This is a genomic window from Citrobacter sp. Igbk 16 (genome assembly GCF_028069755.1).
Lineage (GTDB): Bacteria > Pseudomonadota > Gammaproteobacteria > Enterobacterales > Enterobacteriaceae > Citrobacter.
The window spans coordinates 44,732-69,363 of the sequence record NZ_JANEWJ010000015.1 but is presented as its reverse complement, the minus strand read 5'-3'; the positions used below and the strand labels follow the sequence as shown (position 1 = coordinate 69,363).

The window sequence follows — 24,632 nt, the reverse complement described above, 5'->3', positions numbered from 1 at the left end:
TTCCTCGCAAACTGCCACCACCCGGCCTACAAGCAACAACTCTTCCTCGTAGGCTGGATAAGGCGTTAGCCGTCATCCGGCTATGCTAAACCAATAAAGAAACCGGCTATTGTGGCGCTCATCAGGTTAGAAAGCGTTGCCGCAGCCAGTGCTCTCATCCCAAGCTGTGCGATTTCCGGTGCGCGCTGTGGCGCAATGGCTGAAAACGCACCGACGACGACACCAATCGAACCAAAGTTTGCAAAACCACACAGGGCAAACGAAATAATCGCAATGGTCTTCACATCCAACGTCCCACCCGTTTGCAGGTACGGTGAGAAGTTGAGATAAGCGACAAACTCATTAATCGCCAGCTTCTGCCCGATCAGGCTCCCCGCCAGCGTTGCATCGCTCCAGTCCACCCCCATAATCCACGCCAGCGGAGCCAGGATATAGCCAAAAATGCCTTCCAGGGTCGCGTGACCGAAGCCAAACCAGCCGCCAACGCCACCAATAATGCCGTTAATTAACGCAATAATAGCGACAAATGCCATTACCACCGTCGCAACGCCTGCGGCAATCTTCAGCCCGGTCATCGCCCCGCTCGCCGCCGCTTCGATGATGCTTTTCGGTGGTGTCTCAGTAAACGACAGATTCTCGAAGGTAACGCGAGACTCTTCTGTTGCGGGGCTCAACATGCGCGCGAACAAAATCCCGCCAGGAATTGCCATCAATGATGCCGCCAACAAATAATCAATGGGAACACCCATTCCGGCGTAACCAATCATCATTGAACCCGCAATAGACGCCATCCCACTACAAATTGCAGTAAACAGCTCATTGCGATTCAGGCGATCAATAAAGGGTTTCACGATTGCCGGAATTTCGTTTTGCCCGAGAAAAATCGTCGTCACCGCAACAAATGATTCGATTTTACTGATGTTCAGCGCTTTCTGGAAAATACCACCGAGAATACGGATCAACAGTCCCATTACGCCAATGTAGTAAAGCAGGCTTATCAGCGCGGTAACAAAAATGATGGCAGGGAGAACCCGGAAGGCAAAGATAAAACCGGCACCGTCAAACAGCACATCCATTTTAGGACCGACCAACGAGCCAAAAATAAATGCACTACCTGCATCGCTATATGACATGACCTTGTGGACGCCGAGTGCCGCCTGTTCAACCAGCCATTTCCCCGGAGGGAAATACAACATGATACCGCCAATGGCGATTTGCAGAACCAACGCAGCGCCAACGGTACGCAGGCTAATACGTTTTTTATTTACTGACAGCAGAAACGCGATGGCCAGTAATACCACCATACCCACAACACTTCTCATTATATCCATAATGAAATCCCTTCATGCCAGGAAACCCGGCGCTAACGCCAGGTTTTGGTAGGTTTGATATTCACGGGCGACCACTTTCTGCCCGGTAAATTCGGTCAGGCGAGGCGTTGATATTCCTTCGCAATCTCGCAAGCCAGTACGGCGTTGTTGAACACCAACTGAATGTTAGATTTCAGACTGTCGCCTCCGGTCAGTTCCGCAACCCGTGCCAGAAGGAACGGCGTGCTATCTTTGCCCACCACGCCCTGCTCTTCAGCTTCCTTCACTGCCCTATCGATTGCCGCGTTAATTTTTTCCTCTGCCATTGCAAACTGTTCAGGGATTGGGTTTGCGACAACCAGACCGCCGTTCAGGCCGGTTTGCCATTTCACCGCCATCGCACGGGCAATTTCTTTTGCGCTGTCCAGACGAATACTGACGTCAAACGGGCTGGTGCGGCAGAAAAACGCTGGCAGTGATGTTGTCTGATAACCAATGAGCGGCACACCGAAGGTTTCTAAATATTCGGTTGTTAATCCGAGATCGAGAATAGATTTTGCCCCTGCACAAATAACCGTGACATTGGTATGTGCCAGTTCTTGCAGATCCGCTGAAATATCAAATGTATGCTCAGCCCCACGGTGAACACCGCCGATACCACCGGTTGCAAATACTTTAATTCCCGCCATAGCGGCAATAATCATGGTAGAGGCAACGGTAGTCGCACCATTTTTCCCCGCCGCGACAACAAACGGTAAATCTCGACGACTTACTTTAGCAACGTTATGCCCTTCACGTCCTAAAAGCTCAATTTCGTCTTTACTCAAGCCAACTTTCATTACTCCGCCAATAATGGCAATGGTTGCAGGCACAGCACCATGTTTGCGAATAGTTTCTTCTACTTCAATTGCTGTCTGCGCATTTTGTGGAAATGGCATGCCATGGGAAATAATGGTTGATTCAAGTGCAACAATAGGTTTTTTACTGTTTAATGCTTCCTGAACTTCTGGAGATATTTGTAATAATTCAGAGGAAAGAGTTAATTCAGACATTCTGTGTTCTCCACTATTGAGCTAACATTCGCAACAGACAAATCAGGGTTATTGGTATATTCACAGGCCAGCGCCATAGATGAGCAACCCTGCGCAAATCGAACCGAATCAATAAAGGGCAAACCGTCTACCCAGCAGGATGCCAGTCCTGCCATCATGGCATCACCCGCCCCCGTAACATTAATGACGTGAGTTTTAATGGGCAGCGACCAGCCGCTACTCCCTGAGATATCACTATAATAAACACCGTCCCCCCCCATGCTGAGCACCAGACGGTTTAGGCCGCGTTCATGAAACCACGTGGCAACTTTGCCAACATCCTCTCGCCCGGAGAGTGCAATACCACTCAGGGTTTCAGCTTCAAGTCGATTAGGTTTTAAGGTGTGGATTTTGCCGAGTTGTTCGCGAATTTTAACGCACTTCCATGCCGATACCGGGTCAACAAACACCGGTACCTCACCCGCGTTTTCCAACACCCATGTCAGCGCGTCTTCGCTGATATTACAGTCAGCAACAATAACTTTTGCTGCACGAATAAAATCACGATGTTGCGACAAAAAATCCGCTGAAATGTGGTCAGTAATACTCATATCATTAATGGCAACCAGCATCTCACCGGTATTATCAAGCAGCGACAAATAGCTTGATGTATTTTCTCCAGCAACAATCAGGCATTTTTCGACATGAACACCAGATTGATTAGTTTGCGCCAGCAGTGATTGCCCATAGAAATCGTTACCAACGGCAGTCAGTAACCATGAATCTTTCCCCAGCAGCGCCAAATTATGAGCGATATTGCGTCCCACGCCGCCTGGCGTAAATTTTATTTTTCCCGGATTCGAGTCCGCATAATTCAGAGAAGCATGCGAATACCCGGCGACATCCATATTGGCCGAGCCAATGGTTACTATGTATTCCTTTTCACGCATAGCACGTCCCCTGGCAATATAATTACCACTAATGAGTTCGTCAGAAATAACCATTACCACCAAAATGATTATTAGAGCACATGTTCACTATCAAACACGTGTTCATGTTAGCCAGGTTTTTTGTAAAGTAAATCCATCCGCAAGATCTAAAACAAATAGATATGAACAGAATCACAATTTTTTATAGATACAGTTTGCAAGGGCGCGAAAAAATGAGAGACAGAACACAAATTGAACAAGCCAGAAAAAAACCTCCGGATAACCGGAGGTTTTTCAGATGCGCCAGGCGGACTGCGTGCATTAACTGAGCGAAACCAGATCCTCCGGCATGTGGTTGTACAAAATCCGCCAGAAGTGCTCAGCCGTTTTATTCAGGCGGGTGTCCATCCGGTAAATATAGGCCTGAATAGGCACCATCAGTTCCGGCGTCTGCAGACAAACCAGCCGCTTGTCGCGCAGTTCGTTTACGATAGTCCACGCCGGTAGCCAGGCGATACCATGCCCATCTAATGCCATATTTTTCAATAACTCACTCATCGAAGACATAAACAGAGTACGAGCAGAAATGCCCCCCACTTCCGCCAGATGACGGTTTACCAATCTTCCCATGTAGGATGTGCTGGTATAGTTCAGGATCGGCGCCTGCGGCTGATAGATATCAAACAACGCCTTCCCCTGCTCGTCGGTCGCACAGACGGGATACAGCTCAGACTCAAAAACCTTCAAACCGCAGAAAGGTGACTGCATTAAATCTTCATCCCGAAAGGAGATAATAAAATCACTTTTCCCTTCACGCAGGGTATTCACCGCTTGCACCACATCAATCGCCTCGACGTGATAAACAAACTCTTCCCCCCAGGCCGCCATTGAGTGCACTAATCGGGGCAACATAGTCAGCGACAGAGAATGTGCCGCCGCTATTTTGATATTGGGTACCCCAAGCAGATTGTGCCCACTTAGCTCATCCAGATTGCATTCCAGCTGTTGCAGCAGACTACGGGTTTGTGAATGGAATAACTTACCCTCCTCCGTGAGTTGCAGTGGGCTCGTCGTGCGATCAAAAAGCTGTACCCCCACGGCTGATTCGAGCGCCTTGATCCGCCTGCTAAATGCCGGTTGGGATATATTGCGTTCCTCGGCCGCTTGGGAAAAATGACGACACGCCTCCAGCGTCAGGAAATCATATAACCATTTTGTCTCAATATTTTTCATGCCTGTCACGCGGATGTTTAAATATGCCAATTGGCTTTAAGCATCATGCCTGAATATTTCCAGAGATGAAATTCATCATCGCCACCTGGTGATTCGTTTTTTGCATCAAGCCTTCGTTTTCAACATTACCATGCCTCCCTCCCCCTCGGCCACGACCGCTCGCCTGCCGCGTATAGTCGGACCTCAGGCTGAATATCGGCCTGCTGAGATGACAAACGAAGCCACATCCATGCGGTTTTTGCATTGAACAAAACATTATTGCATTTCTCCTCACGCCTCACTGCTGTTAAACATAACCAGCAGATACAACGTAGCTCTGAATATTAATCATCGGTGAATTGAGGTATATATCGTGAAAGGTTTAATTGGCGTACTTGGTGGTATGGGGCCAGCGGCAACCGTCGATCTCTTTAATAAATTCGTCACCTTTACCGCGGCACAACGTGACCAGGAACATATCCCATTAATTATTTCATCTATCCCTGACATTCCTGACCGAACTGACGCATTAATGCATCATGGTAATTCCCCACTCCCGGCAATGCGTGATTATATGCATAAACTCGAAGATGCTGGCGCGGAGTGTATTGTGATCCCCTGTAATACCGCCCACTTTTGGTTTAATGAATTAAAAGAGTGCTGTCACACAGAGTTGCTCAGTATCGTTGAAACGACCATCAACGAGGTCAAGAACTGTGGAAAATCACGTATTGGACTGCTCGCCACCAACGCCACGTTATACATGGGTCTCTATCAGAAAGGCATTGAATCGCTTGGGCTAACCTGCATCAGTCCTGACTCTGCCAGTCAGGAAAAAGTGATGGAAAGCATCTATTGCTTAAAAGCCAATGATGCTAAGCGGGCACAAATGCTGATGAATGAACAGGCTCAAGCACTCTTTTCTCGTGGCGCACAAGTTATCGTCCTGGGATGTACGGAAGTCCCCGTCATCCTTGCTGAGGCTGTCAAAACATCACCTGAAAAATATATTGATTCAACCGGTTCGTTGGTTCGCGCCGGTATTAAATGGTACGAGAAACGCGTTGGTAAAAATCACCTTTTGGTGCAATGAAAATCTATACCTGGCTAATTGTTGCATTAAATAAACACCCATTTTAATAACCAATTATTCTCTGGCGGAGGCCATTATGATTTGGCTGGAAATTATCGTAGTGTTAGGGGCAATATTCTTTGGCATCCGCCTTGGCGGAATTGGTATCGGTTTATGTGGCGGGCTGGGGCTGGCTATATTAACGCTGGGATTTGGGCTGCAAATTGGTTCGCCTCCCGTGGACGTTATTCTTATTATTATGACGGTTGTCGTGGCAGCATCGGCGCTACAGGCCGCCGGAGGTATGGATTATCTGGTACGTGTTGCCGGGAACTTTATGCGGCGTAACCCTAAATATATCAATATTATTGCGCCTATTATTACCTGGTCGATGACCATTATGGCGGGGACCGGATTTATTGTCTTTTCTACCCTACCGGTCATTGCCGAAGTTGCGAAAGAGTCGGGTATCCGCCCCTCACGCACACTCGCAGGGTCCGTCGTCGCCTCTCAGGTGGCAATATCCGGCTCACCGATCAGTGCTGCAATGGCTGCAATGCTGACCATCATGGAAGGAAATGGCGTCAGCTTTATACAGGTCATGGCGGTATGCCTGCCCGCCTCGTTCGTTGCCGCCATGGTGGCCGCATTCATCGCTTCACGCCAGGGGTGCGAGCTACAGGATGACGAAGTGTATCTGCAACGCCTGCAAAAAGGTCTGGTCCGTAAATATGAAAGCCAGAGTAGTACGACGCCGGGTGCCGTGCTTTCCGTTGCTCTGTTTATGCTGGCAACCATCGTCATCGTCATCCTTGCCGCCTGCCCTCAGCTACGTCCGGGATTTGACGTCGGTAGTCCGATGAATACGCGGGATATTATTATTATCTGCATGTTATCTGCCGCTTGCCTGATGGTCGTGCTGTGCAAAACATCTACAGATGCCATTGTACTGACATCCACTTTTCGAGCAGGGATGAGTTCGCTGGCCGTCATTCTCGGCATAGTTACACTGGGAACCACATTCATTGACGCGCACTTAGCGGAAATTAAAGACATCGCGGGTAATATTCTACAGGCCTACCCGATGCTGTTGGCTCTGGTACTGTTTGGGACCTGCGCGCTGCTCTATTCGCAGGGAGCCACCACGCCGCTGATTATCCCGCTTGCCGTCGCGCTCGGCGTACCCACCTGGGCCATTCTGGCTTCCTATGTGGCAGTGACTGGTGTGTTTGTTCTCCCCACATACCCCACTTCACTGGCGGCAATGGAGTTCGACACCACCGGGACAACACGCGTGGGCAAGTATGTCTTAAACCATCCGTTTATGTTACCAGGACTGGGTGGGATCATCGCGGGCGTTGCCTTTGGTTTTATCATCGCGCCAATGATTGCCTGACCCGTTTTATTCTGGGGGGCCGAAAGCGATATCGCCCCCTGAATGCTTCGCGACTTACCTGACCGGGTTCACCATAGCAATACCGTCTTACCTTTATCTATTTGCTTCACCTCGCTGCTTTTAATCACGCGCTGATAGCCATAGGTATCAGCATATTTTGTCAATCCTGTCCCGGAATCCTGCTCAGGTTTTCCTTGCGTCTCTATCGTTGTCCCTGATGTTGTTGTCATCACATAAATGGTTGAGCACCCTGTAAGCAACAGCGTAGCGAGTGACAGAGAGGCAAAAATGCGCGTTTTTTTCATATTCGATTTCCGTGATGAGTTTGATTTAAGGGCACTTTATCGAATTTGGTTAAGGCAGGATGGATTATTGTGGCGGTGCCGCAACTGTCGGGATCAAAGAATAAAAAGGGCAGAGAAATCTCTGCCCAGGGAAGTAAAGAAGGGTTAGGCTACTTTCGCAACGGCGTCCACTTCCGGGCGCTTCAGCACCGCGTAGGAGAGACCTGCCACCAGCGTACCAGCAACAATCGCCAGCAGGTAACCAAGTACAGGGGTAATGGCACCAGGGATCAGCAGTACAAACAGTCCGCCGTGTGGCGCCATCAACTTCGCCCCCACAGCCATTGAGATTGCTCCCGTCACCGCGCCACCGACAATACAGCATGGCAGAACACGCATCGGATCGCGTGCCGCGAACGGAATTGCCCCTTCGGTGATAAAGCACAAACCCAGAACCAGTGCCGCTTTGCCACCTTCTTGTTGTGCTTTGTCGAACTTACGACGCGCAACCAGCGTTGCCAGACCCAGAGCCAACGGTGGCACCATACCTGCCGCCATAATGGCTGCCATCGGTGCATAAGTTTGCGTACTCAGCAGACCCACCCCAAAAGCGTAGGCCGCTTTGTTCACTGGACCGCCCATGTCGGTACACATCATGCCACCAAGAATCGCGCCAAGCAGAACCGCATTCGCCGTCCCCATGGTTTGCAGCCAGTGAGTCAGGCCTTCCAGAATGCCCGCAACCGGTTTACCAATCAGGTAAATCATTGCCAGACCAACGACCAGGCTCGAAAGCAGCGGAATAATCAGAATCGGTTTCAGCGCTTCCATACTCTGTGGGAGTTTCAACTTCGTGCTGATGAGCTTCGCCACATAACCGGCAAGGAAACCGGCGATAATCCCACCGATAAAGCCAGAACCGGTGCTTACCGCCAGCATACCGCCGATAAGACCCGGCGTCAGACCAGGACGGTCAGCGATTGAAAATGCAATATAACCTGCCAGAACGGGCACCATCAGTGCGAAGGCTGAGCCCCCACCAATCTGCATCAGTGCTGCTGCCAGCGTACCTTGCTCTTTGAATGCTTCAATACCAAAGGCGAATGACAGCGCAATACACAGACCACCCGCAACCACCATCGGCAGCATGTAAGACACACCGGTCAGCAGGTGACGATACGCGCCCGCGCCCTCTTTTTTTCCTTCGGTGGCCGCAGTCTGATTCTTCCCGGCAGGCTGGTACGGGGTCGCTTCATCCAGCGCTTTATCCAGTTCCTGCTTCGTTTTCTTCAGCGCCAGCCCCGTAGACGTGCGATACATCGGTTTTCCAGCAAATTTCGCCAGATCAACCTCAATATCAGCCGCCACAATCACCAGATCAGCCTCGGCAACCTCTTCCGGCGTAATGGCATTACCTGCCCCTACAGAGCCACGGGTTTCCACCTTCACCCACCAGCCGCGTTTTTTCGCTTCGGTTTCAATGGCTTCAGCAGCCATAAACGTATGTGCGACACCTGTTGGACAAGCTGTCACTGCCACCACACGTTTTGGACCATTGCTTGCCACTGGCGTGGCCACAACCGGCGCGGTATATGGCTGCGCATGGCCTTTTGCTTCACTGAGAAAAAGCTCGGGATGCGCAACCGCACGACCGATATCACCCAGCCAAACCTTTTTGCCGTTCAGGGAACTGTCGACAGGCAGCTTATCGCCCAGGACAATCGCCAGCTCTGCATCATTTGGATTATCGATGATCTCCAGATGCGCTTTCTGTGCCGCCGCTCCAAGCAGGGTTTTCGCCATATAGGCGCGAGCCTGGCCGAGATTAGCGTCAATAATCAGCAGCGTTTTCATTATGCCTCTCCTGCTGTTAGTTAAACGGTTTTAAGTCGACACGCGCCATCATTGCGGCCAACTGAGGACGATCGGTAATGCCAACATTACTTTGGCTTACCGCCAGGGCGGCAACTGCCGTCGCCAGACGCAGGGTATGTTCGCTGGATTCACGCATCAGCAAGCCATAAATCAGACCGCCAACCATCGAATCACCCGCACCTACAGTGCTGACCACCTCAACTGACGGTGGTTTAGCAATCCATTCACCCGAAGCGTTAACCCATAATGCGCCTTCCGCACCAAGTGAAATCACCACGTGCGCAATGCCTTGTTCACGCAGAGCATGTGCCGCATCGATAACATCTTTCATTTCTGGCAGCTTACGGCCAGCCCAGATTTCCAGTTCACGACGGTTTGGTTTCACCAGCCACGGAGCCGCTTTCAGGCCGGCGACCAGCGCTTCACGACTACTATCAAAGATAATGCATGGACACTGACTGCGCAGGCGCGTCATCCAGTCAGTGAATGCTTCAGGGCTCACGCCGGTCGGCAAGCTGCCGCTAACACACACCATGTCGAACTGGCCCAGCCAGCTCAGTGAGTCATTCACAAAGCGTTCCCAGTCAGCCGGCGTGACTTCAAAGCCGGAGAAGTTGAAGTCAGAAACTTCACCGTCTTTTTCGGTCAGCTTGACGTTAATACGGGTACGCCCCTGCACCACTTGAAAACGGTTAGCGATGCCCAGTTCACTGAACAATTGCTGAAAACCATCCTGGTTGTCCTTACCCAGAAAGCCGCCGACCGTCACGTCAATCCCCAGATCCTTAAGCACTTTTGCGACGTTAATCCCTTTTCCCGCGGCATGCAGACCGGTCGTTTTCACCAGATTGACTTCACCGCGTTCAATTTCCGGGCAAAAACCGACCAGATCGTAAGCCGGGTTCAGGGTGATAGTTGCAACACGTCTGCTCATTATGCGCCCTCCCCAAGACCTGCCGCGATGGCATCGCCAATGGCTTTCAGCGCCTGTTCAGCATCTTCACCCTGTGCGGTAAAGCGCAGGTGGTGTCCTTTTTTCACGCCCAATGCCACCACTTTCATCAAACTGCGTCCATTTGCCGGTTTTCCGGTTCCATCAAGATTCGTCACGGTTATTTCACTATTAAATTGTTTAATCGTATTCACCAGCATGGTGCCCGGACGGGCGTGTAAACCATGCTCATTACGCACTACAAACTCGGCACTCAGCACATCATCAGTTAATGCATCATCACTGGTCAGCAGCGCCAGTACCGTTGCTGCATCCGCCTTCAGCAAACGGTCAGCTTTATTGCTCAGCAACAGATCGCCAAGACGCTTCAGCACCGCAACGGGCTGGTCATCATTCATCGCGACAGTAACCAGTAGCGCAGCAGCTTCGCCTTGCACGTCAAATGCGCTTGCCGCACGACTGACCGCGACGGCGCTGCGCACATTGCCTTCAGCACAATCATTCAGCCAGATGCCCTGACCAAGATTCATTGGTTGCTCGTTAATCGCTCTGGCCACAAAGGTGGCATCTACTGCACCGGCTTCTTTCAGACGTGCGGCGTTCAGTGCCTGCAGCGTCACCAGCGAATTGGCGACGACGTCCAACGACAGCGTTTCGTTATCAAGCTTCAGTTGCTCGCTCTGCTTTTCACCCATCAGCAATGCACGCAACTCTTCTGCCGTGGTGGCGGATTTCAACTGTTCCGCAACCGAGTCATCACTCAATACATGAGTCAGCTGACGCAGCAGCCCAAGGTGTTCATCTGAGCTGGCTGCAATGCCGATTGCCACATACGCAACCTGACCTTCGCCCCACGTCACCCCCTGCGGAAACTGAAACACCTGAACCCCGGTTTTCAGCACCTGATCGCGTGTGTCTGTCGTACCGTGAGGAATGGCAATACCATTGCCGAGAAACGTCGATGTTTGTTGTTCGCGCGCCAGCATGCCATTGACATAGCCGTCTGCAACATTGCCCGCTTGCACCAGGGCAGCGGCAACCTGGCGAATAGCCTCTTCTTTGCTCCCGGCCTGTTCGCCGGGGTGAATATCCTGAACAGATAACTGGAACATGATTCTCCTCTCCTGCTGAATTGAAACGATTCAGCTAACATGAGAAAAAAGGCGCCACCCGACTCCATCAGTTAAGGCAAGATGACGCTGAAACGTTTCAAGGAGTCTGGATCTTTCTGCTTCAGCACGCAAGTAAAGTTAACAATTAACTTGCTGAATTTAGATATACCGCACATTTTCTCGACGGTTCTTTGAAACAAGCTGACGCAAAAACGTGTTCAGCTACCCAACTTCAGCATCGTCAGCATGTGGACTTCTCAGACTGAAATGACATTTTGATTTTCCATATCGATTTTGATTTAGTGCCCTGTTTATTTTCTGGCGAGCAGCGTAAACTCCGCCTCTCTTCACTCCACTGATAGCTAAACATGCATAACACCCCCGTAGCCGCCACACCCAAGGCGTTTGATTTAACGTCTTCGGCGTTCCTGCTTGTCGCTTTTCTCACGGGTATCGCCGGGGCATTGCAGACACCTACGCTCAGCCTTTTTCTGACCGATGAAGTCCATGCTCGTCCGGGAATGGTGGGTTTCTTTTTTACCGGTAGCGCCGTCATCGGCATTTTGGTAAGTCAGTTTCTGGCCGGACGCTCTGACAAAAAAGGCGATCGTAAAAACCTGATCGTTTTTTGCTGCGTACTTGGCATGCTGGCCTGCGTGCTGTTTGCCTGGAACCGAAACTATTATATTTTGCTGTTTGTCGGTGTATTCCTCAGTAGCTTTGGCTCCACCGCCAACCCGCAAATGTTTGCTCTCGCCCGTGAACATGCCGATCGCACTGGCCGGGAAGCCGTCATGTTCAGCTCTATTTTACGTGCTCAGGTTTCACTGGCCTGGGTGATCGGCCCACCGTTGGCTTACGCGCTGGCCATGGGGTTCAGCTTTACGGTGATGTATCTCAGCGCCGCGGTGGCATTTATTATCTGCGGCGTGATGGTCTGGTTTTTCTTACCGTCAATGAACAAAAGCGTACCTCTCGCGACAGGTGCGGTTGAGGCTCCACGCCGTAATCGTCGTGATACGCTGCTGCTTTTTGCTATCTGCACATTAATGTGGGGCACCAACAGCCTCTATATCATTAATATGCCGCTGTTTATCATCAACGAACTGCATCTACCTGAAAAACTCGCCGGTATCATGATGGGCACCGCAGCAGGGTTGGAAATCCCAACCATGCTGATTGCCGGATATTTTGCGAAACGTCTGGGCAAACGTCTGTTGATGAGAATTGCCGCCATCGCCGGGTTCTTTTTTTATGCGGGCATGCTGTTGGCACATTCGCCGGCGGTTTTGCTCGGCTTACAGTTGCTGAACGCGATTTACATCGGCATCCTCGGCGGGATTGGCATGCTTTATTTTCAGGATTTGATGCCGGGACAGGCGGGATCAGCCACAACGCTGTACACCAATACCATCCGCGTAGGCTGGATCATTGCCGGCTCGTTGGCAGGTATTGCTGCAGAAATCTGGAATTACCACGCCGTATTCTGGTTTGCGCTGGTGATGATCGTCGCGACGGTTGTGTGCCTGGTGCGCATCAAAGACGTTTAAGGTGCAGTCAACGCTTCAAGCTCAATAAGGTACAGCATGGCCTGGTGTGTCGTTTTACCGCACATTTCCGCACTGGGTTGCAAACCGGCACACACTTTTGGGCGCAACGGAGACGCAAAAATCTTACAGCGCAGGGATTCATCTAGCTGAACGCATGGCGTATTGGCGGGCTTGCCATCAGGCATGCCAGGGATAGGGCTGGAGATAGAAGGCGCAGTGCAACATGCGCCACAATCCGGACGGCATTCCATACAGTATTCTCTTTAGGGTAAACCATCGGATTGTTCAGGTAGCGAACAGTATACACAAATTCATTCGGCGTACCTCAAGATGGCATGCACACAGCCAACAACGAGGTAACCAGAAGGACGGAGTGTATACCACCTTTTTTGCACCAGCAAAAGTGTGAATTCCGCTTGCCTGAATGCCCCGGCGCGAGTAGTTTGACGCGATATTTTAGACACTCCTCACTACAGGATTTTTTCGATGCCAAGAGCGAACGAAATTAAAAAAGGTATGGTACTGAATTACAACGGCAAGCTGCTGATTGTAAAAGATATCGATATTCAATCACCGTCCGCACGCGGTGCAGCTACGCTGTACAAAATGCGTTTTTCTGATGTCCGTACCGGTCTGAAAGTTGAAGAGCGCTTCAAAGGCGACGATATCGTGGATACCGTCACCCTGAGCCGCCGCGGGGTTGATTTCTCCTACGTCGATGGCAACGAATATGTCTTTATGGATAAAGAAGACTATACCCCGTATACCTTCACTAAAGACCAGATTGAAGAAGAGCTGCTGTTCATCCCGGAAGGCGGGATGCCGGACATGCAGGTACTGACCTGGGACGGCCAATTGCTGGCGCTTGAACTGCCGCAGACCGTAGATCTGGAAATCGTTGAAACCGCACCGGGTATTAAAGGTGCTTCAGCGAGTGCGCGCAACAAGCCAGCAACCCTGAGCACCGGCCTGGTGATCCAGGTTCCTGAGTATCTGAGTGCAGGTGAAAAAATCCGTATTCATATCGAAGAACGCCGCTATATGGGTCGCGCAGACTAATATCTCTGCCACACATTGACGTTCAGGGACAGCACAGGCTGTCCCTTTGTCATTTTCAGCGTTGACTACTGAGATAAAAATCATCCATTAACAGTGATTCCAGATACTGCTCATCTTCCCGTATAAAACCCACAATTACGCTAACCGCCCGCGCATAAAATCCCGCCTCATCACGCTGCTGGCAGCTATCACGAAACAAGGGTACCCAACACATAATGTGATGATGCAAAAAGTAATATTGTGCAGATAGCGTTTCCTCTTTGGCCACCGTCCTCGCCATCAAAGCCAGCTGTATAGCGATATGATCGGAGGGCTCATTTTCCTGCGCAGCCAGCCCATGTTCAACCAACAGTACATTCATTTGTCGACGTTCTTCGGCCGCTGTTGTGTGCGGATAATGTCCCGCATACGGGGAAACACCGCCAGGCGGCGGCAGCAGGAATAATGTTGCAAAATCTGCGGCCAGCTCCAGTTGTCGGCTTTCACGGCGCAGAACCTGCGTCAGGCTACGCTCCAGTTTTTTGACATCCAACGAAAGCCCGGGAATACCCGCCAGCGACGCCAGCCACTGTCGGGTATCCTCGCTTTCAAGACGAGCGAGTTGTTTCTGGTCCAGCTCACGAAACAGCAATTGTGAAAACCACTGATAGACCGCGGCGCGTTGCTGGAAAATAAGGCTATGCTGCATTGTCCCCCTCCTCTTTCACTATCTCCGGCCCACCAAATCCCGTGACCGGTGGAACATGTTGCTGATAGCGTTCGACATCCACCAGCACGGTATGCGCTGAAGGCCCTTGTGCCAGTTGAGACGTACCAATATCCGCGCTCAGGACATTAGGATCGCCATAGGTACATAGCGTCCCGGCTTTGCCTCCTTCCTGTGGGGAATACCATGCCCCTTCATGAATGCGGATCACGCCTGGGGTAAAATCAGGGCTAATCACCACCCCCGCCAGCACCTGACCGCGCGCGTTAAAGACCCGCGCAATATCCCCGGCTTTTAACCCCCGCGCGGCAGCATCTTGCTCACTGATGTAAAGCGGTTCTCTTCCCGCTACCGCATACGTGCTGCGAAACGCATCGCTTGAGCACAACTGGGAGTGCAGGCGTTTATCCGGGTGACAGGATTGCAGGTGCAGTGGATATTTGTCTTTCCTGCCCTGATGACTACGTTCAAACGGCTCCATCCACACCGGATGCCCAGGGCAATCGTCATACTGAAAACCGGCAATCGTTTTGCTGTAAATTTCAATCAGACCTGATGGTGTGCCCAGGGGATTAAGATCGGGCTGGTCGCGAAATTCGCCATGACGCACCCACGGTTGTCCCGCGGGATATTCAACATACCCTTCACCTTTCCAGAAGGTGTCAAAGTCTGGCAACGTAACACCGAGCGAGGCACCCATTTTGACCCCTTCGTCATAGAGCGCTTGTACCCACTGCATTTCATCGCGGTTTTCCCGGTATACCGACTCCTTGTCAAAACGTTTACAGAGTCCGGCAAACACGTCGAAATCATGCCGCGCTTCATATTGCGGTTTGACGACCTGATGCAGCGCCATCAGTCCCTTATTTGAATGGGTACCAAACTGCTCAATATCGTTGCGTTCAAAGCGTGTAGTAACAGGCAGGACAATATCGGCAAAACGACAGGATGCGGTCCATTGGTGATCTAACACCACCACGGTCTCCAGTTTCTTCCACGCCTCGATCATTCGGTTGCGATCCTGCTGGGCGTGGAACGGGTTAGCCGCGCTGAAGATCGCCATTTTGATGTCAGGGTAGATTAACGTCTCACCGTTAAAGGCGATCTTTTTGCCCGGTTCCAGCAGACAATCAACAATACGTGAGGTAGGGATATGCTCAGATACACCGCGAAAATCCGGTTTATACTTCGCTTCTGGCGGATTGTTAATGCTCCCCAGACCAGAAAGTACCGGTCCGGCTGACGTCACCGTCCCTCCGCCGTTATAGTGCCAGCCGAACCCCACACCACCGCCCGGTAACCCAATTTGACCGACCATACTGGCCAGCACCACCAGCATCCAGGGATACTGCTCGCCGTGGTGCATACGCTGTACGCACCAGCCGCCCATAAACTGCGTCCGGCCTTTCACCAGCAGCCGGGCAAAATCACGGATCTGATCCGCCGTCAGCCCACAGATTTCCGCAGCCCACTCGGCGTTTTTCGGTTGCTTGTCTGTTTCTCCCATCAGATAGGGTAAAAACTGCTCGAAGCCGACGGTGTAGTCGTTAATGAATGCCGTGTCGTACAGTTTTTCTTCATACAGGGTATGTGCGAGCGCCAGCAGTAACGCAACATCGGTTTGTGGTCGTAATGCCAGCTGTTCACACCCCAGAAAATTTTGCGATTTGCTACGTACCGGATCAACGCTGATGACGCGCATTTTGCCCTGGGCGACGGCCTCTTTGATCTGCTGCCAGTAGCCAAACGCATCGTGATCGGGAACCAAAAATTCAATCTGCAAGTTCTTAATGGGATCACAGCCCCACAGTACGATGGTATTGCTGTTCTCGATAACCAGCGGCAGCGAGGTTTGCTGCTCATAGACTTCAAGCGAACCAATAACATGCGGCAAAATCACCTGGGCTGCAGCCGCTGAATAGTCGCCTACGGTCGTCACATAGCTACCATGCAGGCCGAGTCCTCTGTCCATTGCACCGCCAGCCTTGTGGTATTTACCCACCATTTGCCAATCTGCGAGCCCGGTAAAGACGCCGGATGAACCGTAGGTTTTTTGCACCCGCTCAAGCTCTTCATAAAACAGGTCCAGCGCCTGATCCCAGCTAACCCGCACAAAACGATTATCTCCCCGCTGGCTACGATCCGACTTCTCACGCTTGCGTAACCAGTCCAGTCGAACCATCGGATAGCGAACCCGTGAAGGGTTGTAGACGATTTCACGTACCGCATTGAGCATATCGCACGGGTATTTATCATGTTTGAACGGACGCGTTTCCGTCCACTCGCCGTTAACCACTTTGGCTTCAAAAGCACCATAATGTGAGCCGGACTGGATCCATTGTTCGGGGTTTTCCCCCGCCGCCCATACTTTTGAGATCAGCGGATTAGGCGCCAGCGCACTGGCCGCGCCAACCGCCAGCATTCCGGTCAGGAAACGGCGGCGGGACGGATTAAAGTCATGAATATCCATATCTTATCCTTATTATTTGTTGGGTTCAGACACATCGCTGGCGTGGGTCTGGAGGTATTTCAGCAACGTACGTTCTTCCACCGGATTGAGTCGATAATACGTCGACATCGCTTTCAGTCCGGCAATCCAGCCGTTGGCGGTGTATCGGGTAGCTGGCGGCGTGCTGTGACAGGCGCTACACGTCGATTGCAGCATCTGATCCGAGTACTCCCACACCGGAGTAATGCTATCGATGAGTCCCTGCGCGGAGGTCCATGCGGTCACGCTCACCTGCTGCCATTCCTGATGTGAACCTGGGTCAGTCTGGGTTTGCAGGACTTTCACATTTTCCATCAGTGAAGCATCAAGGACCGCGGAGAATACGCGTTTGCCCATATACTGGGTGATCACCCGCCCACGCCCCTTGCTTTCACGCCAGCCCGTCACTTCCAACTGGACGTTGCTCCCCTCTTTTTGCAGCACCTTGACCTGGGTCGCCGGAAATAACAGCGCTTTCCCTGCTGGCGCCCCCGCCGTGGCTGTCAGTGTTTTTTCGCTTAACGAAAACAGCGTCGTCGCAGTTGATGGTTTTTCTCCCTGCTGTTGTAGCTGCTTGTAGCGATCGCGAAAGCCACTGCTCATGTCCGGTTTGTGGTGCGCGATCCCTTTGTGGCAGTCAATGCAGTTGCTGTCCTTCGCCGCTGCCGCCGTCATCTGTGCTGCGGCATTGGCGGATTGTTTTCCATGATCCATCGCTTCATAGCTGTGACACGATTTACAGGCTGCCGAATTGTTGGCACTCATCCGTGCCCACTCTCGCTGGGCGAGCTCAGCCCGTTTGGCATTGAACTTTTCCGGGGTATCAATCGAAGGTGAGATAAAGGTGTGGTAGAGATCGTTTAAGGCTTCGGTTTTGCGCACAAGCGTCGGGACGACTCCCGGGGGAATGTGGCAATCCTTACACTCCGCTCGCACACCAGAGGCATTACGAAAATGCACACTGGTCTTATACTCCTCTCCTGGTGTGCGCATCGAGTGGCACGATAAACAAAACTCCGTAGTGCTGGTGTAATGGACTCCTTGCCATGTTCCCCAAATTACAATGGCCATTACGACTGCGCCACCTAACGCACACCAAAGCGCGTTCTTTTTTATCCACGACATACCTGCCTCCATTTTTTTAATAGCGTCACGCTAAGGGATATTAAAAATCAAAAATAGAGACAGCGATTTCAGATTATAGGAACAGCCTTAACTCTATGAGGCGTGTCAAAATAGCAATATGCTGAAACGTGTAATATGGCGTTATTGTTTAAACAAGGAATTTCCTCATGCTGACACTGTCTCTCAATAGGGAAAGTCGCACCCCGCTACAATTGCAGATCTTTCAATTTTACTTTCAGGCAATTCAGCAAGGCGATTTGCTTTGCGGGGATAAACTGCCCTCTATCCGCGAGCAGGCGCAGACGCTAAACGTGGCCAAAATCACGGTGGTGATGGCGTATGAAAAACTGATGGCGGCCGGTTTTATTAAGAGCAGGCAGGGTATCGGCTATGAAGTCACATTTACGGCACCTATGCGTAGTCCCCCGGTACACGTGCCATCTGCGGAAGGCTCACCGCCGATAAAGCCGAAGCCTGCCGGTGTTTCTACCGATGTTTACGCTGAAATGGGGCGTGAGTGCTATTGCCGGATGGGTGTCCCTGACCCCAATGCGTTTCCCTGGTCAAGCTGGCGTAAATGGAATAATGCCCCCAGCGTGCTTAAAGAGCAGCTACTGACCCGATATCATTCACCAAACGGATTATTTTCATTACGTGAGCAAATTGTCAGATACCTTAATTTATCCCGTGGCATTAATACCAGTGCACAAAACATCATCATTACTGATGGAATTCAGGAAGGGTTATCACTGCTCAGTCAAATATTTATTATTCATCATACACTAAGCCAGAATAAAAAATGTCACGTGGTCGCCGAATCACCTTGTTATTCTGGTGCATGGCATCTGTTTAATTATTATGGTGCCGATATTACGTCTATTGCCGTGGATAATCACGGGCTGTGCACCGATAATTTACCCGAGGTTGAAACCCAGCTTTGTTATGTGACACCCGCTCATCAGTATCCAATGGGCAGTGTTCTGTCACTTGAACGACGTAAGTCATTACTCACGTGGGCACAGCGAGTGGGCGCCTGGATTATTGAAGACGATTACGACGCCGTATTTACGTATGGTGAGAATCCCCTTCCGGCACTGAAAGCCATGGATTACCACAACCGGGTTATCTACATGGGGACCTTCTCAAAAACGCTGGGACCGGGGGCACGTCTCGGTTACCTCGTTTGCCCTGATGAACTGCTGCCCGCCGTTCAAAATATGAAAGCGCTGAACAACAATGGTAGCCAGTGGTTATTGCAGCAGTTTTTAGCCGAGTTAATGCAAAACCAGGTGTTTTATACTCATCTCGGCAAGCTAGCCAGCAACTACGCAGCACGCCTCGCATTACTGCGTGATGGCTTATCAGCCCTGTTCCCTGAAGGAAAGATCGATGGTGCCTCGGCAGGGTTACATCTCTCATTACGCATTAACTGGTCGCCTGACGTCATCGCAAAACTACGCCAACGCTGCCTGCAGGCAGGGGTACGCTTTGATACATTACAGGAAATTGAAAACGGTTCAGAAACAGCCTGGAGGCAAAAAAATTCCGATGCGGTGATGTTCTTTGGTTTTGGCGGGTTGCAGGTGCCGCACCTCAGAAAGGTATTAAATGTACTGGAGCAGGAGATGTGTGCGTTATTACAGCAATAACAACGCACCTGAGTATTGCCGGGGGGCGGTACAAGCGCCATCCGGCAATTTATGGTCTCGTGTTGAACGAATTACAGCAGATCGCGAAACTGCGTTTTTTTCAGCGCCAGCTCCACGCCGCGAACTTCTGCCAGCCCTTTCAGGCGACCAATCGCGGAGTAGCCCGGATTCGTTTTCTTGTGCAGATCGTCAAGCATCTGATGTCCATGATCCGGGCGCATTGGGATCGGACGCAAATCACCCGCTTTCTTACGGCGTTGCTCTTCGCTCAAAATGGCTGCCACCACCGATACCATATCCACGTCGCCCTGCAAGTGTGCGCCTTCGTGGAAGGTTTTCGGGTTTTCTTCACGGCAGGTTGAACGCAAGTGTGTGAAGTGAATACGATCGCCAAAGGTCTCAATCATTTTTACCAGATCGTTATCGGCGCGAACGCCGTACGAGCCGGTACACATGGTGAAACCATTATTGATGCTATCTACCGTTTCTTTCAGCCATTGCATATCTTCAATGGTCGACACGATACGTGGCAGACCGAGGATTGGCCGTGGCGGATCATCAGGATGCACTGCCAGACGTACGCCAACTTCCTCAGCAACAGGCACAATCGCCCGCAGGAATACAGCCATGTTATTGCGCAGATCGTCTTTGCTGATCCCATCATATTCCGCCAGGCGCGCGCGGAATTGATCCAGCGTATAGCCTTCTTCGGCACCCGGCAGACCAGCAATAATGTTGCGGGTCAGCTTTTCAATGTCGGCAGCGGTCATTGCATTGAAATAATCCAGCGCCTGACGCTGCTCTTCAGCGGTGTAATCGGCTTCAGCCCCCGGACGTTGCAGAATGTGCAATTCAAAAGCCGCAAACGCAATCTGGTCGAAACGCAGCGCTTTGGACCCATCCGGTAGCTGATATTCAAGGTCGGTACGCGTCCAGTCCAGGATCGGCATGAAGTTGTAGCACACGGTATCAATGCCGCAGGTCGCCAGGTTTCGAATACTTTGCTGGTAGTTTGCAATCCACGTCTGATATTGGCCGGACTGTGTTTTGATGTCTTCGTGGACAGGGATACTTTCCACCACCGACCAGGTCAGCCCTTTTTCGGCCAGAATCGCCTGGCGCTTTTGAATTTCTTTTACGGGCCACACTTCACCGTTTGGAATGTGGTGCAAGGCGGTCACAACACCCGTTGCGCCAGCCTGACGCACATCATCAAGCGATACTGGATCGTTTGGTCCGTACCAACGCCAGGTTTGTTCCATTGCTTTACCTCACAAGTTGTTATACCAAATTAAACGACTTTTATGACGACTACCATACAGGCATCCGGTACATGATCAACACATCGCCCATCATTGATTGATCCAGCTCACATTACCCGGATAAATGAGGCACACCAATTCAATTTGTTGTCATATAACTTTATACTGCCATTGTTAATTAATGGTTAATCAGGTGTATTTAATGAAGACTATTGCCTCAGCATCTCTTGCGGAAAATGTCGTAATGCCTCAGTACGATCGCCAACAGCTAAAAACGCGGATCGTACATTTTGGTTTCGGTGCATTTCATCGTGCCCATCAGGCGTTATTGACCGACCGGGTGCTAAATTCGCAGGGCGGAGACTGGGGGATTTGTGAGATCAGCCTGTTCAGCGGCGACCAACTGATGAGTCAGCTACGCGAGCAGGATCATTTATTTACCGTGCTGGAAAAAGGTGCGGCCGGTAACCAGCCAATTATCGTCGGGGCCGTCAACGAGTGCCTGAATGCAAAACTGGATTCGCTGGCTGCTATTATTGAGAAATTCTGCGAGCCTCAGGTCGCAATTGTCTCGTTAACCATTACGGAAAAAGGCTACTGTATTGATCCTGCCACCGGGTCACTCGATATCACTAACCCGCGTATTATTCACGATCTGCAAGTACCGGATGAACCCCACTCTGCACCGGGTATTATTGTTGAGGCACTGCACCGCCGACGTCAACGTGGGCTGCAACCGTTTACTGTCCTCTCCTGTGATAACATCCCGGACAATGGTCATGTGGTAAAAAACGCCGTACTGGGAATGGCGGAGAAACGCTCGCCTGAGTTGGCTAACTGGATACAGGAGCACGTCAGTTTCCCGGGAACCATGGTAGACCGGATTGTCCCGGCAGCGACTGAAGAATCACTGGATGAAATTGCCCGCGAATTAGGCGTGGCAGACCCTTGCGCAATCAGCTGCGAGCCGTTTATCCAGTGGGTCATTGAAGACCATTTTGTCAGCGGCCGTCCGCAATGGGAAACGGCCGGTGTACAGATGGTTGATGATGTTTTGCCGTGGGAGCAAATGAAACTACGGATGCTGAACGGTAGCCATTCGTTTCTCGCTTACCTCGGCTATCTGGCGGGATTCCAGCATATCAGCGACTGTATGCAGGACCCCGCATTTCGCGAAGCGGCTCACCGCCTGATGCTCAGCGAACAAGCCCCGACGCTGCGCATCACCAATGTCGATTTAGACCAGTATGCCGACAGCCTGCTGGAACGCTTTGCCAATCCGGCGCTAAAACATAAAACCTGGCAAATCGCGATGGATGGCAGCCAAAAATTACCCCAACGAATGCTGGACGGAATTCGCGTTCATTTAGCACGTCAAAGCGAGTGGCCGCTGCTGGCACTCGGCATTGCGGGCTGGATGCGCTACGTAAGCGGAATTGATGATTCAGGTGCAATTATTGATATTCGTGACCCGATGAGTGACAAAATCCGCACTATCGTCGAACAGAGTACGGAATCAGAACGCGTCAGCGCGCTGCTTTCACTGCATGAAATCTTCGCCGCTGACCTCGCACAGAACCCACACTTCGTCGATACCGTGGAACGCGCCTGGCAACGTATCGCCCAATACGGTGCACATCAGGCTGTCATCGAGACGTTAAAAAGTTAACGATTTCTGCCATTAAACAGGACGAAGTTCGTCTTCGTCCTCTCTGCCCTTCTCTTTTCCCCCGTTTTTCGCCAGGATTGTTAAAAGCCATTACGGTAATTTATGATTCTGGAGTAAACGTGACTAAAACCAATCTCATCACGGGTTTTCTCGGCAGTGGCAAAACCACCTCTATTCTTCATCTATTGGCCAACAAAGACCCCGCAGAGAAGTGGGCCGTTCTGGTCAATGAGTTTGGCGAAGTGGGTATCGACGGCGCACTGCTTGCCGACAGCGGCGCATTGCTCAAAGAGATCCCCGGTGGCTGTATGTGCTGCGTTAATGGTTTGCCCATGCAGGTTGGCCTCAATACGCTGTTACGTCAGGGAAAACCGGATCGGCTGCTGATTGAGCCCACCGGTCTCGGGCATCCCAAACAGATTCTGGATTTACTGACCGCGCCGGTTTACGAACCGTGGATCGACTTGCGCGCAACCCTTTGTATCCTGGATCCGCGCCTGTTGCTGGATGAAAAAAGCGTAGCGAATGAGAATTTCCGCGATCAGCTGGCCTCTGCCGATATCATCGTTGCCAATAAATCCGATCGTGCCACGACAGAAAGCGAAACTGCGCTGCAAACCTGGTGGCAGCACTGCGGCGGTAACCGCCAGTTAGTTCATGCCGATCATGGACAAATCGACGGACAATTACTGGATTTTCCCCGGCTGAATCTGACGGAGCTTCCTTCCAGCGCGGCACATACTCACCAGCATGCTGATAAAAAAGGGCTGGCAGCCCTAAGCCTGCCTGCGCAGCAACGCTGGCGTCGCAGTCTGAACAGCGGTCAGGGACATCAGGCCTGCGGCTGGATTTTTGACGCTGATACGGTGTTCGATACCATCGGCCTGTTGGAATGGTCACGTCTCGCCCCTGTTGGGCGTGTGAAGGGAGTGATGCGTATTAAAGAGGGGCTGGTGCGTATCAATCGTCAGGGTGAGGACTGGCATATTGAGACGCAAAACGTCGCTCCTCCTGATAGCCGTATTGAACTCATCTCCGATACCGAGACCGACTGGAATGCATTACAGAGTGCATTGTTGAGGCTTCGTTTAGACGTTGGCGCGTAAGGTTGCCTCCGTTTTATGGCAATGGTAAACGACGATGAAAACCCGATACCCACAAATACTCCTGCTTAATATTGCTGGTCTGGCGCTATTTCTGTCCTGGTACCTTCCACACGGGCATGGGTTCTGGTTTTCTCTTGATTCGGGCATCTTCCACTTCTTCAATCATAAGCTGGTTGAGAGCCCGCTCTTTCTGTGGATTGTCGCTGTCACCAATAACCGGGCATTTGACGGCTGTTCATTATTGGCGATGGGTACATTAATGCTGAGTTTTTGGCTAAAAGAAACGCAGGAAGGTCGTCGCCGTATTGTGGCAATTGGGCTGGTGATGCTGCTAACTGCGGTGATATTAAACCAGTTGGGCCAGGCGCTTATTCCGGTTAAGCGCGCCAGCCCCACTCTCACATTCGATAATATTAATCGCGTCAGCGAGCTGCTGCATATTTCAACAAAAGATGCGTCCAGAGACAGTTTTCCTGGCGATCACGGTATGATGCTGCTTATTTTTTCCGCATTTATGCTGCGTTATTTCGGAAAAGTCGCAGGAATAATCGGCCTTATTATCACTGTGGTTTTTGCCTTTCCACGCGTAATGATCGGCGCGCATTGGCTCACAGATATCGTGGTAGGTTCAATGACCGTCGTATTGATTGGCTTGCCCTGGTGGTTAATGACGCCATTAAGCGATCGCCTGGTTATGCTGTTTGCCCATTATCTTCCCGGTAAAAATAAACAATTTTTAAACAAATAACGCAGAGTAATTAACATCATCAGGGATACTTCTGATTTCCTGATGATATCTGCCGGGAATTTATCATTCTGACTGTCATTCTCCTGTCATATTATTC

General features: G+C 51.1%; 21 protein-coding genes. 8 read left to right on the top strand and 13 right to left on the bottom strand.

Features of this window, described 5'->3' with window-relative positions; genetic code table 11:
* Positions 1-80: 80 nt before the first annotated feature.
* The 4 genes from NNO03_RS12030 to hypT all read right to left on the bottom strand — a co-directional run bounded on the left by NNO03_RS12030 (position 81) and on the right by hypT (position 4,503).
* Positions 81-1,331, bottom strand: a complete 1,251-nt coding sequence (locus NNO03_RS12030) for a NupC/NupG family nucleoside CNT transporter (protein ID WP_040230612.1) — start codon at positions 1,329-1,331, stop codon at positions 81-83.
* A 95-nt stretch (positions 1,332-1,426) separates the two neighbouring features.
* Positions 1,427-2,362 (bottom strand): pseudouridine-5'-phosphate glycosidase, encoded by a 936-nt coding sequence (locus NNO03_RS12025; RefSeq protein ID WP_048211160.1) that lies wholly within the window; start codon positions 2,360-2,362, stop codon positions 1,427-1,429.
* Positions 2,350-3,291, bottom strand: a complete 942-nt coding sequence (locus tag NNO03_RS12020) for a pseudouridine kinase (RefSeq protein ID WP_271449617.1) — start codon at positions 3,289-3,291, stop codon at positions 2,350-2,352. Before NNO03_RS12020 ends, NNO03_RS12025 begins: the two co-directional genes overlap by 13 nt.
* 300 nt (positions 3,292-3,591) lie before the next feature.
* The gene (hypT, locus tag NNO03_RS12015; RefSeq protein ID WP_271449616.1) at positions 3,592-4,503 is read right to left on the bottom strand and encodes a hypochlorite stress DNA-binding transcriptional regulator HypT; all 912 of its coding nucleotides are present in this window, start codon (positions 4,501-4,503) and stop codon (positions 3,592-3,594) included.
* A 352-nt stretch (positions 4,504-4,855) separates the two neighbouring features.
* Here hypT and NNO03_RS12010 point away from each other — a divergent pair, with 352 nt between their 5' ends.
* Together NNO03_RS12010 and NNO03_RS12005 are read left to right on the top strand one after the other, a co-directional pair.
* On the top strand, positions 4,856-5,575 hold the full coding sequence (locus NNO03_RS12010; protein ID WP_271449615.1) for an aspartate/glutamate racemase family protein: 720 nt from the start codon (positions 4,856-4,858) through the stop codon (positions 5,573-5,575).
* Positions 5,576-5,651: 76 nt separating this feature from the next.
* On the top strand, positions 5,652-6,950 hold the full coding sequence (locus NNO03_RS12005; RefSeq protein ID WP_271440072.1) for an anaerobic C4-dicarboxylate transporter: 1,299 nt from the start codon (positions 5,652-5,654) through the stop codon (positions 6,948-6,950).
* Positions 6,951-7,018: 68 nt separating this feature from the next.
* Here the strand turns inward: NNO03_RS12005 and NNO03_RS12000 are convergent, their stop codons facing one another.
* From NNO03_RS12000 to fruB, 4 genes are all read right to left on the bottom strand, one after another.
* Positions 7,019-7,255, bottom strand: a complete 237-nt coding sequence (locus NNO03_RS12000; RefSeq protein WP_271449614.1) for a YgdI/YgdR family lipoprotein — start codon at positions 7,253-7,255, stop codon at positions 7,019-7,021.
* A gap of 144 nt (positions 7,256-7,399) precedes the next feature.
* A complete protein-coding gene (gene fruA / locus NNO03_RS11995) occupies positions 7,400-9,088 on the bottom strand; it encodes a PTS fructose transporter subunit IIBC (protein WP_137384078.1) in 1,689 nt (562 codons plus the stop codon).
* A 16-nt stretch (positions 9,089-9,104) separates the two neighbouring features.
* The gene (gene fruK / locus NNO03_RS11990) at positions 9,105-10,043 is read right to left on the bottom strand and encodes a 1-phosphofructokinase (RefSeq protein ID WP_003027446.1); all 939 of its coding nucleotides are present in this window, start codon (positions 10,041-10,043) and stop codon (positions 9,105-9,107) included.
* Positions 10,043-11,173 (bottom strand): fused PTS fructose transporter subunit IIA/HPr protein, encoded by a 1,131-nt coding sequence (fruB, locus tag NNO03_RS11985; protein WP_271449613.1) that lies wholly within the window; start codon positions 11,171-11,173, stop codon positions 10,043-10,045. Before fruB ends, fruK begins: the two co-directional genes overlap by 1 nt.
* 368 nt (positions 11,174-11,541) lie before the next feature.
* On the opposite strand from fruB, the gene setB reads away from it, so the two are divergent.
* Entirely contained in the window at positions 11,542-12,723 is a 1,182-nt protein-coding gene (setB, locus tag NNO03_RS11980) for a sugar efflux transporter SetB (RefSeq protein ID WP_271449612.1), read from the top strand.
* On the opposite strand, the gene NNO03_RS11975 is transcribed toward setB, so the two are convergent.
* Positions 12,720-12,974: a YkgJ family cysteine cluster protein gene (locus tag NNO03_RS11975; RefSeq protein ID WP_005129254.1), complete on the bottom strand. Its 255-nt coding sequence runs from the start codon at positions 12,972-12,974 to the stop codon at positions 12,720-12,722. The two genes, setB and NNO03_RS11975, sit on opposite strands and share 4 nt — an antisense overlap.
* Before the next feature lie 235 nt (positions 12,975-13,209).
* Here NNO03_RS11975 and yeiP point away from each other — a divergent pair, with 235 nt between their 5' ends.
* Entirely contained in the window at positions 13,210-13,782 is a 573-nt protein-coding gene (gene yeiP / locus NNO03_RS11970; RefSeq protein ID WP_271440077.1) for an elongation factor P-like protein YeiP, read from the top strand.
* Between the two features lie 55 nt (positions 13,783-13,837).
* On the opposite strand, the gene torD is transcribed toward yeiP, so the two are convergent.
* Genes torD through torC form a run of 3 tightly spaced genes read right to left on the bottom strand, consistent with a single transcriptional unit; the run spans position 13,838 to position 18,101 of the window.
* A complete protein-coding gene (torD, locus tag NNO03_RS11965) occupies positions 13,838-14,470 on the bottom strand; it encodes a molecular chaperone TorD (RefSeq protein ID WP_271449611.1) in 633 nt (210 codons plus the stop codon).
* Positions 14,460-16,958, bottom strand: coding sequence for a trimethylamine-N-oxide reductase TorA (gene torA, locus NNO03_RS11960; RefSeq protein ID WP_271449610.1), 2,499 nt, complete (start codon positions 16,956-16,958; stop codon positions 14,460-14,462). The genes torD and torA overlap by 11 nt, the downstream gene beginning before the upstream one ends.
* 12 nt (positions 16,959-16,970) lie before the next feature.
* On the bottom strand, positions 16,971-18,101 hold the full coding sequence (torC, locus tag NNO03_RS11955; protein WP_271449609.1) for a pentaheme c-type cytochrome TorC: 1,131 nt from the start codon (positions 18,099-18,101) through the stop codon (positions 16,971-16,973).
* A gap of 167 nt (positions 18,102-18,268) precedes the next feature.
* Between torC and NNO03_RS11950 the strand changes: the two genes are divergently transcribed.
* Positions 18,269-19,750 carry a PLP-dependent aminotransferase family protein gene (locus NNO03_RS11950; RefSeq protein WP_271440081.1) on the top strand — a complete coding sequence of 494 codons (1,482 nt, stop codon included), beginning with the start codon at positions 18,269-18,271 and terminating at the stop codon, positions 19,748-19,750.
* Positions 19,751-19,821: 71 nt separating this feature from the next.
* Here NNO03_RS11950 and uxuA read toward each other — a convergent pair whose 3' ends face one another.
* Complete coding sequence (uxuA, locus tag NNO03_RS11945; RefSeq protein WP_271449608.1) at positions 19,822-21,012, bottom strand: mannonate dehydratase; 1,191 nt, start codon at positions 21,010-21,012, stop codon at positions 19,822-19,824.
* A gap of 202 nt (positions 21,013-21,214) precedes the next feature.
* Here uxuA and NNO03_RS11940 point away from each other — a divergent pair, with 202 nt between their 5' ends.
* The 3 genes from NNO03_RS11940 (at position 21,215) to NNO03_RS11930 (ending at position 24,535) form a co-directional block, all read left to right on the top strand.
* Positions 21,215-22,681: a mannitol dehydrogenase family protein gene (locus NNO03_RS11940; protein WP_271449607.1), complete on the top strand. Its 1,467-nt coding sequence runs from the start codon at positions 21,215-21,217 to the stop codon at positions 22,679-22,681.
* Positions 22,682-22,800: 119 nt separating this feature from the next.
* The gene (locus NNO03_RS11935) at positions 22,801-23,787 is read left to right on the top strand and encodes a GTP-binding protein (RefSeq protein WP_271449606.1); all 987 of its coding nucleotides are present in this window, start codon (positions 22,801-22,803) and stop codon (positions 23,785-23,787) included.
* Positions 23,788-23,821: 34 nt separating this feature from the next.
* On the top strand, positions 23,822-24,535 hold the full coding sequence (locus NNO03_RS11930; RefSeq protein ID WP_271440085.1) for a phosphatase PAP2 family protein: 714 nt from the start codon (positions 23,822-23,824) through the stop codon (positions 24,533-24,535).
* Positions 24,536-24,632: the final 97 nt, after the last annotated feature.

Bases quoted from the DNA above. Each gene is read 5' to 3' on its own strand.
- torA (WP_271449610.1), bottom strand. From the start codon at position 16,958: ATGGATATTCATGACTTTAATCCGTCCCGCCGCCGTTTCCTGACCGGA.
- NNO03_RS12020 (WP_271449617.1), bottom strand. From the start codon at position 3,291: ATGCGTGAAAAGGAATACATAGTAACCATTGGCTCGGCCAATATGGAT.
- NNO03_RS11975 (WP_005129254.1), bottom strand. From the start codon at position 12,974: ATGGAATGCCGTCCGGATTGTGGCGCATGTTGCACTGCGCCTTCTATC.
- torC (WP_271449609.1), bottom strand. From the start codon at position 18,101: ATGTCGTGGATAAAAAAGAACGCGCTTTGGTGTGCGTTAGGTGGCGCA.
- NNO03_RS12000 (WP_271449614.1), bottom strand. From the start codon at position 7,255: ATGAAAAAAACGCGCATTTTTGCCTCTCTGTCACTCGCTACGCTGTTG.
- fruK (WP_003027446.1), bottom strand. From the start codon at position 10,043: ATGAGCAGACGTGTTGCAACTATCACCCTGAACCCGGCTTACGATCTG.
- NNO03_RS12030 (WP_040230612.1), bottom strand. From the start codon at position 1,331: ATGGATATAATGAGAAGTGTTGTGGGTATGGTGGTATTACTGGCCATC.
- NNO03_RS12005 (WP_271440072.1), top strand. From the start codon at position 5,652: ATGATTTGGCTGGAAATTATCGTAGTGTTAGGGGCAATATTCTTTGGC.
- NNO03_RS11940 (WP_271449607.1), top strand. From the start codon at position 21,215: ATGAAGACTATTGCCTCAGCATCTCTTGCGGAAAATGTCGTAATGCCT.
- hypT (WP_271449616.1), bottom strand. From the start codon at position 4,503: ATGAAAAATATTGAGACAAAATGGTTATATGATTTCCTGACGCTGGAG.
- NNO03_RS11950 (WP_271440081.1), top strand. From the start codon at position 18,269: ATGCTGACACTGTCTCTCAATAGGGAAAGTCGCACCCCGCTACAATTG.
- fruB (WP_271449613.1), bottom strand. From the start codon at position 11,173: ATGTTCCAGTTATCTGTTCAGGATATTCACCCCGGCGAACAGGCCGGG.
- torD (WP_271449611.1), bottom strand. From the start codon at position 14,470: ATGCAGCATAGCCTTATTTTCCAGCAACGCGCCGCGGTCTATCAGTGG.
- NNO03_RS12025 (WP_048211160.1), bottom strand. From the start codon at position 2,362: ATGTCTGAATTAACTCTTTCCTCTGAATTATTACAAATATCTCCAGAA.
- setB (WP_271449612.1), top strand. From the start codon at position 11,542: ATGCATAACACCCCCGTAGCCGCCACACCCAAGGCGTTTGATTTAACG.
- uxuA (WP_271449608.1), bottom strand. From the start codon at position 21,012: ATGGAACAAACCTGGCGTTGGTACGGACCAAACGATCCAGTATCGCTT.
- NNO03_RS11930 (WP_271440085.1), top strand. From the start codon at position 23,822: ATGAAAACCCGATACCCACAAATACTCCTGCTTAATATTGCTGGTCTG.
- yeiP (WP_271440077.1), top strand. From the start codon at position 13,210: ATGCCAAGAGCGAACGAAATTAAAAAAGGTATGGTACTGAATTACAAC.
- fruA (WP_137384078.1), bottom strand. From the start codon at position 9,088: ATGAAAACGCTGCTGATTATTGACGCTAATCTCGGCCAGGCTCGCGCC.